15 protein-coding genes and 1 tRNA gene are annotated in these 13,610 nt (G+C 63.7%); 7 read left to right on the top strand and 9 right to left on the bottom strand.

Annotated features, from left to right (window positions below; all coding sequences use genetic code 11):
- Positions 1–43 precede the first annotated feature (43 nt).
- The 6 genes from AC56LU_RS10885 to cysS form a co-directional block, all read right to left on the bottom strand.
- A tRNA-Ser gene (locus AC56LU_RS10885) sits at positions 44–136 on the bottom strand.
- Between the two features lie 99 nt (positions 137–235).
- Positions 236–1,483, bottom strand: a complete 1,248-nt coding sequence (locus AC56LU_RS10880; protein ID WP_497175611.1) for an aspartate kinase — start codon at positions 1,481–1,483, stop codon at positions 236–238.
- Between the two features lie 140 nt (positions 1,484–1,623).
- Positions 1,624–3,051 carry a tRNA lysidine(34) synthetase TilS gene (tilS, locus tag AC56LU_RS10875; RefSeq protein WP_497175610.1) on the bottom strand — a complete coding sequence of 476 codons (1,428 nt, stop codon included), beginning with the start codon at positions 3,049–3,051 and terminating at the stop codon, positions 1,624–1,626.
- Positions 3,048–4,025: an acetyl-CoA carboxylase carboxyltransferase subunit alpha gene (locus AC56LU_RS10870; protein WP_497175609.1), complete on the bottom strand. Its 978-nt coding sequence runs from the start codon at positions 4,023–4,025 to the stop codon at positions 3,048–3,050. Before AC56LU_RS10870 ends, tilS begins: the two co-directional genes overlap by 4 nt.
- Before the next feature lie 76 nt (positions 4,026–4,101).
- Positions 4,102–4,776, bottom strand: a complete 675-nt coding sequence (locus AC56LU_RS10865; RefSeq protein ID WP_497175608.1) for a DNA-3-methyladenine glycosylase family protein — start codon at positions 4,774–4,776, stop codon at positions 4,102–4,104.
- The gene (cysS, locus tag AC56LU_RS10860) at positions 4,776–6,206 is read right to left on the bottom strand and encodes a cysteine--tRNA ligase (RefSeq protein WP_497175607.1); all 1,431 of its coding nucleotides are present in this window, start codon (positions 6,204–6,206) and stop codon (positions 4,776–4,778) included. Before cysS ends, AC56LU_RS10865 begins: the two co-directional genes overlap by 1 nt.
- 206 nt (positions 6,207–6,412) lie before the next feature.
- Here cysS and AC56LU_RS10855 point away from each other — a divergent pair, with 206 nt between their 5' ends.
- The 3 genes from AC56LU_RS10855 (at position 6,413) to AC56LU_RS10845 (ending at position 8,410) form a co-directional block, all read left to right on the top strand.
- Positions 6,413–7,069, top strand: a complete 657-nt coding sequence (locus AC56LU_RS10855; protein WP_497175606.1) for a peptidylprolyl isomerase — start codon at positions 6,413–6,415, stop codon at positions 7,067–7,069.
- Between the two features lie 62 nt (positions 7,070–7,131).
- Positions 7,132–7,623, top strand: a complete 492-nt coding sequence (locus AC56LU_RS10850; protein ID WP_497175605.1) for a peptidylprolyl isomerase — start codon at positions 7,132–7,134, stop codon at positions 7,621–7,623.
- A 40-nt stretch (positions 7,624–7,663) separates the two neighbouring features.
- Entirely contained in the window at positions 7,664–8,410 is a 747-nt protein-coding gene (locus AC56LU_RS10845; protein ID WP_497175604.1) for a UDP-2,3-diacylglucosamine diphosphatase, read from the top strand.
- Positions 8,411–8,535: 125 nt separating this feature from the next.
- Here AC56LU_RS10845 and AC56LU_RS10840 read toward each other — a convergent pair whose 3' ends face one another.
- Positions 8,536–8,928: a type II TA system antitoxin MqsA family protein gene (locus AC56LU_RS10840; RefSeq protein WP_497175603.1), complete on the bottom strand. Its 393-nt coding sequence runs from the start codon at positions 8,926–8,928 to the stop codon at positions 8,536–8,538.
- Positions 8,929–9,130: 202 nt separating this feature from the next.
- Here AC56LU_RS10840 and AC56LU_RS10835 point away from each other — a divergent pair, with 202 nt between their 5' ends.
- The 4 genes from AC56LU_RS10835 to AC56LU_RS10820 are packed head-to-tail and all read left to right on the top strand — an operon-like array spanning position 9,131 to position 12,204.
- Positions 9,131–9,520 carry a GntR family transcriptional regulator gene (locus AC56LU_RS10835; RefSeq protein ID WP_497175602.1) on the top strand — a complete coding sequence of 130 codons (390 nt, stop codon included), beginning with the start codon at positions 9,131–9,133 and terminating at the stop codon, positions 9,518–9,520.
- Entirely contained in the window at positions 9,517–10,389 is an 873-nt protein-coding gene (locus tag AC56LU_RS10830; protein WP_497175601.1) for an ABC transporter ATP-binding protein, read from the top strand. Before AC56LU_RS10835 ends, AC56LU_RS10830 begins: the two co-directional genes overlap by 4 nt.
- Positions 10,386–11,351: a hypothetical protein gene (locus AC56LU_RS10825; RefSeq protein ID WP_497175600.1), complete on the top strand. Its 966-nt coding sequence runs from the start codon at positions 10,386–10,388 to the stop codon at positions 11,349–11,351. Before AC56LU_RS10830 ends, AC56LU_RS10825 begins: the two co-directional genes overlap by 4 nt.
- Positions 11,352–11,355: 4 nt before the next feature.
- Positions 11,356–12,204, top strand: a complete 849-nt coding sequence (locus tag AC56LU_RS10820; protein ID WP_497175599.1) for a hypothetical protein — start codon at positions 11,356–11,358, stop codon at positions 12,202–12,204.
- Here the strand turns inward: AC56LU_RS10820 and AC56LU_RS10815 are convergent.
- Together AC56LU_RS10815 and cysE are read right to left on the bottom strand one after the other, a co-directional pair.
- A complete protein-coding gene (locus tag AC56LU_RS10815; protein WP_497175598.1) occupies positions 12,164–12,841 on the bottom strand; it encodes a YceH family protein in 678 nt (225 codons plus the stop codon). The genes AC56LU_RS10820 and AC56LU_RS10815 overlap by 41 nt on opposite strands.
- Positions 12,842–12,849: 8 nt before the next feature.
- Positions 12,850–13,587 (bottom strand): serine O-acetyltransferase, encoded by a 738-nt coding sequence (gene cysE, locus AC56LU_RS10810; protein ID WP_497175597.1) that lies wholly within the window; start codon positions 13,585–13,587, stop codon positions 12,850–12,852.
- Between the last annotated feature and the right edge of the window lie 23 nt (positions 13,588–13,610).

Below are 13,610 nucleotides of genomic sequence, written 5' to 3'. Positions count from 1 at the left end.
GGACGAAAAAAAGCCCTCTTCCGAGGGCTTCTTTTCTACATCTTGGCGGAGACGGTGGGATTCGAACCCACGATACGGGTATAAGCCATATGCATCCTTAGCAGGGATGTGCCTTCGGCCACTCGGCCACGTCTCCAATCAGGGCTGACTGTGTTGCTAGTCAGCGCTGAGTGCAGGCATCTTAAGGGCTGGTGCTCGTTGCGTCAAGAACGCACGCCCAAAAAAATGAAAATTGTTAAGCTTGCTCGAGGTTAAAAGCCTTGTGCAAGGCGCGCACGGCCAGCTCCATGTATTTCTCGTCGATCAGCACCGAAATCTTGATCTCCGAGGTCGAGATCATCAGGATATTGATGCCCTCTTCCGACAGGGTGCGGAACATTTCCGAGGCCACGCCGACGTGGCTGCGCATGCCCACGCCCACCGCCGAGACCTTCGACACCTTGGCGTCGCCCAGGATCTTGGCGGCGCCCAGGGACTCGCGCTGGGTTTCCAGCACGGCCATCGCCTTGGCGTACTCGTTGCGCGAGACGGTGAAGGTGAAGTCGGTCTTGCCGTCCACCGACTGGTTCTGGATGATCATGTCCACTTCGATGTTCGCCTCGGCGATCGGGCCGAGGATGTGGAAGGCGACGCCCGGCTTGTCCGGCACGCCCAGGACGGTGATCTTGGCTTCATCGCGATTGAAGGCGATACCGGAGATGACGGCTTGTTCCATATTGCTTTCTTCCTCAAACGAAATCAGGGTGCCGGAGTTCGCTTCCTGCTCCAGCGGCATCAGGGGATCGGTCAGCGACGACAATACGCGCGTCGGGACCTGGTAGTTTCCTGCGAATTCGACCGAACGCGTCTGCAGCACTTTCGAGCCCAGCGACGCCAGTTCGAGCATTTCCTCGAAGGTGATCTTGTTCAGGCGGCGCGCCTCGTCGACCACGCGCGGGTCGGTCGTGTACACGCCGTCCACGTCGGTGTAGATCAGGCATTCGTCCGCCTTCAGCGCGGCGGCGATCGCCACCGCCGAGGTGTCCGAACCGCCGCGGCCCAGGGTCGAGATGTTGCCATCTTCGTCCATGCCCTGGAAGCCCGTGATGATCACGATCTTGCCGGCTTCCAGGTCGCCGCGCACGCGGGTGTCGTCGATCGACTGGATGCGCGCCTTGGTGAACGAGGAGTCGGTGCGGATGCCCGCCTGCCAGCCGGTGTACGAGACCGCATCCTTGCCGATGGCCAGCAGCGCCATCGCCAGCAAACCGACCGAGACCTGCTCGCCGGTCGAGGCAATCATGTCCAGTTCGCGCGGGTCCGGCTGCGACATGATTTCCTTGGCCAGTCCGATCAGGCGGTTGGTCTCGCCGGACATTGCCGAAGGGACCACCACGATCTGGTGGCCGGCATCATGCCACTTGGCCACACGGGCCGCGACATTCTTGATACGGTCCGTCGAGCCCATCGACGTCCCGCCATATTTGTGGACAATTAAAGCCATATCAGGAGGGTTCCAGCTTGTTGAAAAGATCAAAAGGAGATCTTTACTCTAGCATGCTGCAGCGCACTATCACAAGACTGGCGGGGCAAAAAGCTATACGAAAAGAAAATAAAGTAATACCTTTTTCGTATAGAAACTCTTTACCCGGGCGGGATACGATCGGCCGCCCAGCGCAAGGCGATGCGCTCGCCCTCCCCATCGCTCAGGTGACGGCAATCCATGCCGATGCCGGCCGCGAACAGCAGATCGGCGCCGGCCCAGACGACCGGGGCGCGTTCGCGCTCCCAGGCCGGCACGCCGAGCGCCTGGTAATGGGCTTTCAGGCCGCGGGTCGGGCGATTGGCGGCAAGTTTGAGGCGCTCGCCACCCTTGCGGAAGTCGATGGCGAGGGGCTGGCTGCGCAGCCAGGCCGCGTCAAAACCCTGGGCCGCCACATCGAAATGGAGCACGCCGCCATACGCCGGGAAGGCCAGCGCGGCTTCGCCACGCCAGGCGAAGCGTTGGCCTTCCTTGACCAGCACGCCTTCGTCGTCGGGATCGCGCATGCCGGCGAGGTCCGGTAGCTTGGGGGTGATGTGCAGCTTGCCGCGGTGGCGGCGGATGTGACAGGCCGGATGCGTCACCTTCAATTGCGCGTCCTCGCGTGCCGAGAGCAGCTGCGACACCATCTCGCCCAGCCAGGCGGTCGATGGCATCGCCAGGCCGCGCGTCGCGAACAGGTGGCGCAGCAGGTTATCGATGCGGTCGCGGCTGAACCCCTGCAGGCGCGCCAGGTCGATCACGTCGCCGTCGAGACAGGCAGCCAGGTCCTGCTCCGCCACCTCGTCGAGGATGCGCTGGGCCGCCTGTACGTGGGCGGCGCCGCGCGCGAGCCGCGCCTGGTAACCGGGAAAATTCGCTGCCAGCGCCGGCATCACGGCATGGCGCAGTGCATTGCGCGCATAACGCGGATCGCTGTTTGATTCGTCCTCGACCCAGTCCAGGCCCTCGGCGCGCGCATAGCTTTCCAGCTGGGCGCGCGACAGCGGCAGCAGCGGACGCGCCATCAGCAATTGCGGATCGCCCAGCAGGCCGGGCGCGCGGTTGGCGGCGTCCATGCCCGACAGCCCGGCCGGGCCGGAACCGCGCAGCAGTTGCAAGAGGACCGTTTCGGCCTGGTCGTCGAGATGGTGGGCGGTGAGCAGCAGCGGCACGCCGTGCTGCACGCACATTTCGCCCAGCGCGCGGTAGCGCAGCTTGCGCGCCGCCGACTCGAGGCCGTCCTTGCCTTTCACGACCTCGACACGGCGGTAGTCGAAAGCGATGCCGAGCGCCGCGCAGCTGCGTTCGCAGTGCGCCAGCCAGGCGTCTGCATGCGGGCTCAGGCCGTGATGGACGTGAAATGCATGCAGTTTGACTCCCTGCGCGCCCTGCCCGCTTGCCCAGGCGTGCGCAAGCCGCAGCAGCGCCATCGAATCGAGGCCGCCGCTGCAGGCAATTGCTATGGAGGTGGGGGAAACCGTGTCGCGCAGGCCGTTCATGGCCTGCGCGAAAATGACCGGAATGGATCCGGCTTGATTGGAACTCACTCTTCGCGCGGCAACGTTTCCTTGAACTTGCCGTATGCCATCAGCTTCGCGTGACGGGCGTCGAGCAGGTCCTTGGTCTTCATGCCCTGGAATTGGCGCAGGGTGTCGGCCAGCGCGCGCTTGAGCAGCTGCGCCATCTGTTTTGGATCGCGGTGCGCGCCGCCCAGCGGCTCGTTGACGATCTTGTCGATCAGGCCGATGGCCTTCAGGCGGTGCGCGGTCAGGCCCAGTGCGTCGGCGGCATCGGCCGCGCGCTCCGAAGTCTTCCACAGGATCGAGGCGCAGCCTTCCGGCGAGATGACGGAATACGTGGAGTATTGCAGCATCAGCACTGCATCGCCCACGGCGATCGCCAGCGCGCCGCCGGAACCGCCTTCACCGATAATGGTGGCGATCAGCGGCACCTTGAGCTCGGCCATGACGTACAGGTTGTGGCCGATCGCTTCCGACTGGCCGCGCTCTTCGGCGTCGATGCCCGGGAAAGCGCCCGGGGTGTCGACGAAGGTGAAGATCGGCAGGCCGAACTTCTCGGCCAGCTTCATCAGGCGCATGGCCTTGCGGTAGCCTTCGGGACGCGGCATACCGAAGTTGCGCATCGCGCGTTCCTTGGTGTCGCGGCCCTTCTGGTGGCCGATGACCATGCAGGCCTGGCCGTTGAAGCGGGCCAGCCCGCCCATGATCGACTGGTCGTCGGCGAAGGTACGGTCGCCGTGCAGTTCGTGGAAATCGGTGAAGATCGCGTTCACGTAGTCCATCGTGTATGGACGTTGCGGATGACGGGCGATCTGCGACACCTGCCATGGGGTCAGCTTGGCGTAGATGTCCTTGGTGAGCTGCTGGCTCTTCTTGGCGAGGCGGTCGATCTCTTCGGAGATGTCGACGGCGGAGTCGTCCTGCACGAAGCGCAGCTCTTCAATCTTGGAGTCGAGCTCGGCGATCGGCTGCTCGAAATTGAGGAAAGTTGTTTTAGTCATTGTACCTCCGGATTTTTTCATGGCCCTGCTCAGGCCCCGTTTGGGCGCTATTTTACCGTACCCGGGCCGGATAAAGTCAGGGCTGGGGGTCGAGGCTGCGCCACAAATACCAGGTTGCCACCGTGCGCCACGGCTCCCAGTTGGCGGCGACCTCGCGCGCATCGCTGCGCGAAACAGGTTCGCCAGAGAAATAATTCTGACTGATTCCCTGGATCAGGCCGGGGTCGTCGAGGGGCAGCACATTCGGCCGGAGCAGATTAAATATCAAAAACATCTCCGCTGTCCAGCGGCTGATGCCGCGGATCTGGACCAGTTCGGCGATGACGGCCTCGTCGTCCATCTGCGACCACAGGTCGGCATGGACGCGCTTGGCCTTGAAACTGTCGGCCAGGTCGAGGATGTATTCGGTCTTGCGCTTGGACAAACCACAGCCGGCCAGCTCGACGGCGCCGGCCTTGATCACCTGGGAGGGCAAGAGCTTGGGGCAGATCGCCAGCAGCTTGCCCCAGGCGGCGTCGGCCGCCTTCGGCGTGACCTGCTGGCCCACGATCGAGCGCGCCAGCGTGGTGAAGGGGTCGGGATGGCCGCGCAGGTGCAGGTCGCCGAACTGCGGGATGAGCTTGGCCATGATGCGGTCGCGCGCCATCAGCGCGGCCTTCGCTTCCGCCCAGTAGGCGGGAAGCTTTGGCTCGCCCGTCAATTCGGCCTGCGGCCCGGCGTCAACGCCGGGCTTGTCCTTGTCGGCCGCCATTATGCGCGGCGCCAGGTCGTCGTTCCGTCCGGCTTGTCTTCCAGGATAATCCCGGCGGCAGTCAGTTCGGCGCGGATCGCGTCCGCATCGGCAAAATTGCGGGCCTTCTTGGCGGCGGCGCGTTTGGCGATCTGTTCGTCGACGTTCAAGACACTGGCATCAGCCGATGCACTGGAGCTGCCGGCAAAATGCGCGGCGCCCTCAACGGTACGCCCTTGGAGGAAATCGCGTGGCGCGCGCTCGAGCAGGCCCAGCACGCCGGCCAGGGCCTTGAGCTGGCGCGCGCTTTCCAGCGACTTGCTGCGGTTGACCTCACCTGCCAGGTCGAACAGCTCGGCCACGGCGAGCGGCGTGTTGAAGTCGTCGTCCATCGCTTCGCGGAAGCGCAGCGCGTGTTCCTCGTCCCAGTTCACGCTTGGGGTGTCGGCACCGATGTCGACCGTCGACAGCGCCGTGTACAGGCGGGTCAGCGCGCCCTTGGCGTCGTCGATGTGCGCATCGGAATAGTTGAGCGGGCTGCGGTAGTGGGCGCGCAGGATGAAGAAGCGGATGACTTCGGCGTCGTACTGTTTGAGGACGTCGCGGATGGTGAAGAAGTTGCCCAGCGACTTGGACATCTTCTCATTGTCGACGCGCACGAAGCCGTTGTGGATCCAGTAATTGACCATGTCGCCCCCAAAAGCGCCTTCGGACTGGGCGATCTCGTTCTCGTGGTGCGGGAACTGCAGGTCGGCGCCGCCGCCATGGATGTCGAAATGCTCGCCCAGGGTGGCGCAGGACATGGCGGAGCACTCGATGTGCCAGCCCGGCCGGCCCTTGCCCCACTTCGAGTCCCATTTGGCCTCGGCAGGTTCGGATTCCTTGGCGGCCTTCCACAACACGAAATCGAGCGGGTCGCGCTTGCCGCTGTTGACGTCGACGCGCTCGCCGGCGCGCAGGTCGTCGAGCGACTTGCCGGACAGCTTGCCGTAGCCGTCGAAGCCGCGCACCGCGTAGTTGACGTCGCCGTCATCGCTCTTGTAGGCCAGTCCCTTGGCTTCGAGCTGCTCGATGATCGACAGCATCTGCGGCACGTACCCGGTGGCGCGCGGAACGACGGTCGGCGGAAGCATGTTGAGGGCGCCGATGTCTTCGTCCATGTACTTCACGTTGCGTTCGACCAGCTGGCCGATGGTTTCGCCATTCTCGACCGCGCGCTTGATGATCTTGTCGTCGATATCGGTGATGTTGCGGACGTACTTGACCTCGTAGCCCGAGGTCATGAGCCAGCGGTAGATCACGTCGAAGGCCATCATCATCCGCGCATGCCCGATGTGGCAGTAATCGTACACGGTCATGCCGCACACATACATGCCGACCTTGCCGGCTTCCATCGGGACAAATACCTGCTTGTCACGCGCGAGCGTGTTGTAAATCTTCAGTTGGCTCATGGGTGTGGTCTGGTGAGGGGAAGAGGATCGGCGCAGGGCGAGATCGTCTGGTCCCTCGAGTGTTATTCTTCTTTGATAGAATGGGACGTTCTGCGCAAAGTATAGCATTGGTTAAATCCCGGCTGGCCGCATACGGTTCAGCTTTATTTTTCGGGAAAACACTTGACACCGTTTTGCGCGGTGTCCATCAGAGGAGAGCCAAGACAATGACCACCGCCTTCCGCCGCTCGCTGCTCAAGGGCATCGCCCTGGGCGCCGGCGCCCTGCTCCTGTCCGGCGCCGCATTGGCCGCCCCGCAAGAGGCACAGACCGACGCCCCTGCCGAGACGCCTGCCGCCCCGGTGGTGAAAGGGCCGCAGGTGTCGCTGAAAACCTCGATGGGCGAGATCGTGCTGCAGCTCGACGAAGAGAAAGCGCCGAAGACGGTCGCCAACTTCATGCAGTATGTCAAACAGGGCACGTACAAAGGCGTGATCTTCCACCGCGTGATCGACGGCTTCATGATCCAGACCGGCGGCATGAACGAGAAGTTCGAGGGCCGCAAGACCAACAAGCCGGTCAAGAACGAATCGAACAACGGCCTGTCGAACCAGCCGTACACCGTATCGATGGCGCGCGAAGACCACCCGGATTCGGCCACCTCCCAGTTCTTCATCAACGTGGCCGACAACTCGGGCATCGACTATCCGAACTACAAAGGCTCCGGTTACACGGTCTTCGGCAAGGTCGTGAAGGGCCAGGAAGTCGTGGACAAGATCAAGGGCGTGGTGGTGGACGACGTGCGCAACATGCAGAACGTGCCGGTGACGCCGATCTTCGTGAAGTCCGCGACCGTGCTCAAGGGCGACAAGCTTGTAAAATAGCGACTGTGCAATTTTCGCTTTGACACAAACTCATTAACAATAACCAAGGAACAGGACAGCACATGACCAGCGTACGCATGACCACCAACATGGGCAACATCACCATCGAACTGGACGCCGAAAAAGCGCCGAAGACCGTTGCCAACTTTATCGACTACGTCAACAAGGGTCACTTCAGCAACACCATCTTCCACCGCGTGATCAAGGACTTCATGATCCAGGGCGGCGGTTTCGAACCAGGCATGAAGCAGAAAGCCACCGAGACGACCGTCGAGAACGAAGCCAAGAATGGCCTCAAGAACGACAAGTACACCGTCGCCATGGCCCGTACCTCGGCGCCGCATTCGGCATCGGCACAGTTCTTCATCAACACCAAGGACAACGCCTTCCTGAACTATCCGGGCCAGGACGGCTGGGGCTACGCCGTGTTCGGCAAGGTCACCGAAGGCCAGGACATCGTCGACCAGATCAACGGCGTGAAGACCACCCGCAGCGGCATGCACTCGGACGTGCCGGTCGACGCGGTCGTGATCGAGAAGGCCGAAGTCATCTGATGACCGCAGTGCGCCGGGGGCGGCAAGTCCCAGTGATCCAATGACTACCCCCCAGCGCACGTTCGCGCTGTTCATCTCCGACCTGCACCTGCAGGCCGCGCATCCGCGCACGGCCGACGCCTTCTTCCGCTTCCTGGCCGAGCGTGCGGTGGAAGCCGAGCGGCTTTACCTGCTCGGCGACATCTTCGAATACTGGGCCGGCGACGACGACCTGGACCAGCCTTTCCACCAGCAGGTGATTGCCGCCATTCGTGCCGTGCGCGCTGCGGGTACGGCTGTGTACTGGCTGGCCGGCAACCGCGATTTCCTGGTCGGGCCGGGCTTCGCGGAAGCGGCGGGCTTGAGCCTGCTGGAAGAACCACATGTGCTGACGGTTGCCGGCAGGCGCATCGTGCTGGTCCATGGCGACGCCCAGTGCACCGCCGACCTCAAGTACATGGCCTTCCGCGCCCAGGTGCGCGACCGCGAATGGCAGCAGCAATTCCTCGGCATGCCCCTGGCGCAGCGCAAGGCGATCATCGCCGGGCTGCGCGAAGGCAGCCGCGAGGCGCAGGCGGGCAAGTCCTACGAGATCATGGATGTGGCGCCCTCCAGCGTGGAAGCGCTGTTCGAGGCGACGGATGCGACGGTCATCATTCATGGGCATACGCACCGGCCCGCGGTGCACGAGACGAATGGCAAGTTGCGCTATGTGCTGCCGGACTGGGAGCTGGATGCCGAGCCGCGCCGAGGTGGGTGGATCGAGCTGGCCCCGGATGGAACGCTGACGCAGCACGCAGTTCCGTAGGGTGTGCGGCTTCGCCGCACACGCGTTCAAATCCGTTGTGAGCAGACGCGGCGGCGAATCTTGAGCTGGTTGAACGTGTGGGCGCTTGTAATTCCGGGCATTGCCCGAAATTACCCCGCCCCCCCCTACCGAACCTCATCCAGCAGTTCCGGATGCTTCCCGAGTAAGCGAAGTAACTTCACCAGCGCCACTGGCGCCTGCACCTCCCCCGCCTCGTAGCGCGCGAAGTCCCCATCCCCCTCCCCGAGCAGTTGATCCGCCCTGTGCCGAGTCAGGCCCAGTCCCTTGCGCATCGCCCGGATCGTCTTGAGCTCCTCCGCATCCACCTTCCTGCGGAAGGCGGCAACCAGTTCGCCATAATGATCACGCTCGCCCTGGGCGAACACCACCTCCTTGCACCCGGCACAGTGCTCGACAACGAGCTCGGGGATGGTCGTACTTTGCCCCTTGTAGCTGTAGTGCATGTCCCTGATCGCATGCGTCAGCGGCGAGACGCCGCAGTTCGGGCATGTCAGCATCCTTCCCTCCTTCCTTGTTCGTGCCTCATCCTACCAAACTGCACCGGCACGGCGCGCCCGCACTTTTGTTCAGTATGCATGTTTACATTTACAAAACTGCTGTTATACTTCACTACAACACCACTTCAACGAATCACCCAATTAGCATAATCGAGGGAGAGACCCATGAACAATGCACTATCACGACCGAGGAGGACTGGACATGACAGTCGGCTGGAATGACAACACCCCCATTTACCGCCAGCTCAAGGAGCGGGTGGTGGGTATGATGCTCGACGGTATTCTGAAAGCCGGCGACGCCCTGCCCTCGGTCCGCCAGATCGCGGCCGAATATCAACTGAATCCGATCACGGTATCCAAGGCTTACCAGGAACTGGTCGATGAGAACCTGGTGGAAAAACGAAGGGGAATTGGCATGTACGTTACCGAAGGTGCAAGCGAGAAACTGTTGAGCAGCGAGCGTGACCGCTTCATCCGCGAGGAATGGCCCGCCATGGTCGAACGCATTCGCCGCCTCGGCCTGAACGTGGAGCAGCTGCTGCGCGCCGCCGCCCCGGGCGACGCCGGATTGGCGCCGGGAGGTTCGGCATGAAGGCCGTGATCGAAGCACGCGGCCTGACCAAGCGTTACGGCAAGCGCACCGCCGTCGACGGCATCGATTTCGACATCCCCGCCGGCCGCATCGTCGGCCTGATCGGCCCCAACGGTTCGGGCAAGACCACCACGCTCAAGGCCGCCCTCGGCCTGATTCCTTTCGACGGCCAGCTGTCGGTGCTGGGCTACGATCCGCGCACCCAGCGTGACGACCTGATGAAGGACGTCTGCTTCATCGCCGACGTCGCCATCCTGCCGCGCTGGCTGCGGGTGCAGGACGCGATCGACTTCGTGGCGGGCGTGCATCCGCGCTTCAACCGTGCCAAGGCCGAGCGCTACATCGCCAATACCAAGCTCAAGCCGACCATGAAGGTCAAGGAGATGTCGAAGGGCATGATCGTGCAGCTGCACCTGGCACTGGTGATGGCCATCGACGCCAAGCTGTTGGTCCTGGACGAGCCGACGCTCGGGCTGGACATCATGTACCGCAAGCAGTTCTACCAGAACCTGCTGGAAGATTACTTCGACGAGCAAAAGACCATCATCATCACCACCCACCAGGTCGAAGAAGTCGAGCACATCCTGACCGACCTGATGTTCATCCGCGAAGGCAAGATCGTGCTGGCCGCCTCGATGGAAGAGATCGGCGAGCGTTATACCGAGGTCATGGTCCCTGCCGACAAGCTGAGCGCCGCCAATGCCCTAGCCCCGATCGACAAGCGCACCGTGTTCGGCAAGTCGGTGATGCTGTTCGATGCGGCCGCCCCGGGCGCGGTGTCGCGCACCCAGCTCGCCCAGCTCGGCGAGACCCGCAATCCCAGCGTTGCCGACCTGTTCGTGGCAACCATGAAAGGAACTTACGCATGAAAACGATGAAATGGCTGCTCCGGCGCGAGTTCTGGGAGCACAAGGGCGCCTTCTTCTGGACCCCGGTCGCCATCGCCGCGGCGATGCTGCTGCTGGTTGGCGGCGGCTTCATGTTCGCCATGGCCGGCGGCGGCCACGACACCATCCAGTTCAATGGCCAGAGTGTGGTGCATATCCAGGGCATCCCGCCGGCCTTGCGCGGCAAGCTGGCCTACGCCGCGGCCTCCGGCTACCTGGGACTGGCGGCGCCGCTGTTCATCGTGCTGGCGGTGGTGGTGTTCTTCTACTGCCTGGGCGCGCTGCACGACGACCGCCGCGACCGCAGCATCCTGTTCTGGAAGTCGCTGCCGCTGTCGGACCGCGACACCGTGCTGTCCAAAGTCGTCACCGCGCTGGTGGTGGCGCCCCTGATCACGATCGCGATCGGCGTGGCGACCGGGCTGGCGCTGCTAGTGCTGGGATTGATCAGCGCCGCCGGCAAGGGCATCAACCTGTTCGCCCCGGTCCTGACCGAGCCGAACCTCTACCTCGGCCCGCTGTACCTGCTGGCCTTCCTGCCGCTCTACATCGTCTGGGCGCTGCCGACCGTCGGCTGGCTGCTGATGGTATCGAGCTGGGCGCGTTCGAAGGTCTTCCTGTGGGCGGTCGGCACGCCGCTGATCGTGCTCCTGGTGCTGAAGTGGTTCAACGTCATCGTCGGCCATGTGTCGGACACGGTGTTCGACGTCGACTGGTTCGTCAGCGAAGTCGTGCTGCGCGGCCTGGGCGGCCTGGTGCCGGGGATCTGGCTGTCGCATGGGGACATCGAGGTGCTTAACCAGCAGTACGGTGTCGATCCGGGCACGCTGCTCGGCCTCTCGTACTCCACGCTGGCCCACCCGAGCACCTGGATCGCCGCCGCCGTGGGCGCCGCGATGATCTATGCGGCGATGCGTCTGCGCCGCTGGCGCGATGAGGGTTGAGCCGATGCGCGCCTTCTGCGCAATCACGCTGGGGACCCTGCTCCTCTGCGGCAGCGCCGCTGCCGCGGAAGAAAAAAAGCCGGTCCGCGAACTCGAGCCCGTGCATGTCAACGCCATGCGCAATCCGGAAGTCCGCAAGTACAAGGTGATCCTGGCCGGCCTGGACGCCTTCGACCGGCACCGGCGGATGGCGCCGGCAGTCGAACGGCTGCAGTTCCGGCTGCGGAAACAAGGGAAGGACGAGTCGGCGCAGCCGCTCGCAGTCCGCCTGGCGGGCGACGGCGGCTTCAACATGCCGATCGCCATCGATGCCGACATGCGTTTCGTGGTGCCGCGCAACGAGGCTGCCGAGGACGCGGAGAGCGAGCTGGAGCTGAACCGGAAGCGCCGCGTCTACCGCACGGATCCTGAAATCCGTACCCCCGGCCTCCCCGCCAACCAGCGGCGCCTGGGCGACCTGCGGCTGGAATGCAAGGTGACGGTGGCGATGGCCAAGGCCGAGATCCCCACATTCTGGGTCATGACCATCAACACCATCATGCTGCGGACCGACTGGTGCGGTTTCTTCGGCGACCCGGAGGATTTCCGCTGGGAGGGGGTAAGCAAGAAAGCGCACTTCCCCTACCGCAGCGACCAGCCGCTTCTAGGGGCGGTGCTGGTCGACGGAAACCGCTCGGCGAAACTGGAAGTCAAAGGGACGACGTTCCACGTACCAATCGGGAACTCGACCTGGAGCGACGACGCCCTGATTGAACTGATGTATGCAAACCCGGCAGACCCGGCAGACCCGGCAAGGCCGGCTTCCGAATCGGCTACTGGAACTGCTGCCGAAACGCCTCGAACTGCGCCTTGAGGTCCTCGAGTTCGCCGCGCAGGGCGGCGACTTCCTGCTCCAGCTGGCCGACGCGGCTGGCGCCGCCGCCACCCAGGCCGGCGCCGGCCGCGGGCGGCTCGTAGGCAGCCAGCTCGCCACCCAGCAGGTGGCCGTAGCGCGCCTCCTTGGTGCCCGGCGCGCGCTCCAGGCGCGCGACCAGCGGCGGGTATTTATCGAGCAGGAATTGCAGCACGGTCTCGACGTCCTGCACGCTCTTGAATTCGAACAGGCGCCCGGTCCGGGTGCGGATCTCGCCGGCGGTCTGCAGGCCACGCAGCATCAGGATGCTGAGGACCGCCACCTTGTCCTGCTCCAGGGTCCACTTGATGCGCATGCGATGCTCGTACTTGACCACGCGCGCGCCGGCCTGCGAGATCGCGTTCACCAGCTTTTTCTCGATCAGGCGCTGCAGCGTCTCCTGGACCATGTCGTCGGTCAGCTGCATGATCGGGTCGCGGCTCGACAGCTGGTTGCAGCCGTTGACGATCGCGTTCACCGACAGCGGGTAGTTATCGGGCGTCAGCGCCTCTTTCTCGGCCAGCACCGCGAGCACGCGGATTTCCATCGGGTCCAGCACGGCAGGGTTTGCACCAGCATCCGTCACTTCATTCGTCATGCGCTTCCTCAGTCGACCAGTCGGTTCAGTTGTTCGGAATCGAGTTTATCACCGTCAAGCACCTTCGGACAGCACAGGCCGGCTTCCCGCATGGTGTTGGTGAGCCGTTCGATCTGCTCGTCCTGGCGTGCCACGTGATCGATCAGTCCGCGCAGGGCTTTCGATAGCGGGTCGTCGCCGTTGGGGGTCACGCCATAGGCGGCGAACAGGTGGGCGCTGCGCGACTGGTCTTCCTTGCGGATGATGTGGGCCGGGTTGCCGACCGCCGTGGCGCCGCTGGGCACCGGCTTGACGACCACGGCGTTGGAGCCGACCTTGGCGTACTCGCCGACCGTGAAGGCGCCCAGCACCTGGGCCCCGGCGCCGACGATCACGCCGCGCTCCAGGGTCGGGTGGCGCTTGGTGCCGGCCACCAGGGTGGTGCCGCCCAGGGTGACGCCCTGGTAGATGGTGCAGTCGTCGCCGACCACGGCGGTTTCACCGATGACCACGCCGAAGCCGTGGTCGATGAAGACCCGGCGACCGATGGTGGCGCCTGGGTGGATCTCGATGCCGGTGATGACGCGGGCGAGGTAGGAGATGAAGCGGCCGACCCATTTCAGGCCCAGCGTCCAGCAGGCGTGCGCCCAGCGGTGCATGATCACGGCGTGCAGGCCGGGATAGCAGGTCAGGACTTCCCAGCCGTTGCGGGCGGCGGGGTCGCGCTGGATGATGCTCTGGATATCGTCGCGTAAATTCGAAAACATGATAAGGATGATCGCAAACCAAC

The sequence above is a fragment of the Telluria sp. PB2R4 genome (genome assembly GCF_059685695.1).
The sequence above is the reverse complement of the archived record's forward strand: the minus strand, read 5'-3'. Positions and strand labels throughout refer to the sequence as shown.

Bases quoted from the DNA above. Each gene is read 5' to 3' on its own strand.
- AC56LU_RS10880 (WP_497175611.1), bottom strand. From the start codon at position 1,483: ATGGCTTTAATTGTCCACAAATATGGCGGGACGTCGATGGGCTCGACG.
- AC56LU_RS10870 (WP_497175609.1), bottom strand. From the start codon at position 4,025: ATGACTAAAACAACTTTCCTCAATTTCGAGCAGCCGATCGCCGAGCTC.
- AC56LU_RS10865 (WP_497175608.1), bottom strand. From the start codon at position 4,776: ATGGCGGCCGACAAGGACAAGCCCGGCGTTGACGCCGGGCCGCAGGCC.
- cysS (WP_497175607.1), bottom strand. From the start codon at position 6,206: ATGAGCCAACTGAAGATTTACAACACGCTCGCGCGTGACAAGCAGGTA.
- AC56LU_RS10855 (WP_497175606.1), top strand. From the start codon at position 6,413: ATGACCACCGCCTTCCGCCGCTCGCTGCTCAAGGGCATCGCCCTGGGC.
- AC56LU_RS10850 (WP_497175605.1), top strand. From the start codon at position 7,132: ATGACCAGCGTACGCATGACCACCAACATGGGCAACATCACCATCGAA.
- AC56LU_RS10845 (WP_497175604.1), top strand. From the start codon at position 7,664: ATGACTACCCCCCAGCGCACGTTCGCGCTGTTCATCTCCGACCTGCAC.
- AC56LU_RS10840 (WP_497175603.1), bottom strand. From the start codon at position 8,928: ATGCTGACATGCCCGAACTGCGGCGTCTCGCCGCTGACGCATGCGATC.
- AC56LU_RS10835 (WP_497175602.1), top strand. From the start codon at position 9,131: ATGACAGTCGGCTGGAATGACAACACCCCCATTTACCGCCAGCTCAAG.
- AC56LU_RS10830 (WP_497175601.1), top strand. From the start codon at position 9,517: ATGAAGGCCGTGATCGAAGCACGCGGCCTGACCAAGCGTTACGGCAAG.
- AC56LU_RS10825 (WP_497175600.1), top strand. From the start codon at position 10,386: ATGAAAACGATGAAATGGCTGCTCCGGCGCGAGTTCTGGGAGCACAAG.
- AC56LU_RS10820 (WP_497175599.1), top strand. From the start codon at position 11,356: ATGCGCGCCTTCTGCGCAATCACGCTGGGGACCCTGCTCCTCTGCGGC.
- AC56LU_RS10815 (WP_497175598.1), bottom strand. From the start codon at position 12,841: ATGACGAATGAAGTGACGGATGCTGGTGCAAACCCTGCCGTGCTGGAC.
- cysE (WP_497175597.1), bottom strand. From the start codon at position 13,587: ATGTTTTCGAATTTACGCGACGATATCCAGAGCATCATCCAGCGCGAC.